Raw genomic sequence first — 356 nt, 5'->3', positions numbered from 1 at the left:
GGCTACTTGCCGGATGTGAAGAGGCAGCTGTAAAGCCTGAGAAGAAGGTAGAACCGAAGCAAGAAGAGGTAGCGAAACAAGAAGAACAAAAAGATGAAGCGAAGCCGGAAGAAAAAAAAGAAGAAAAGCAAGCTGAATCAGAGCAAAAGCAGCAAGAAGAACAGAAAGAGAAACAAGAACAAAAAGTAGAAGAGAAGCCGAAAGAGGAAAAGCCGCAGGCACAACCAGAGGTAAAGAAAGAAGAGAAACAACAGGAACAACCGAAAGAACAGCCGGCTGTAAATAAGCAACCAGAGCAGCAACAAGCACAAGAAGAGAAACAACAACCGAAAGCACCAGAAGTAAAAGAAGAAGCG

The 356-nt window shown here is 43.8% G+C and carries 1 pseudogene; it reads left to right on the top strand.

The features are described from left to right. Positions 1 to 356, top strand: a pseudogene (locus MR170_RS31270) (DUF4430 domain-containing protein); the annotation flags it as partial.

It is taken from the genome of Bacillus cereus group sp. BfR-BA-01524, assembly GCF_022662595.1.
Lineage (GTDB): Bacteria > Bacillota > Bacilli > Bacillales > Bacillaceae_G > Bacillus_A > Bacillus_A thuringiensis_S.
The sequence above is the reverse complement of the archived record's forward strand: the minus strand, read 5'-3'. Positions and strand labels throughout refer to the sequence as shown.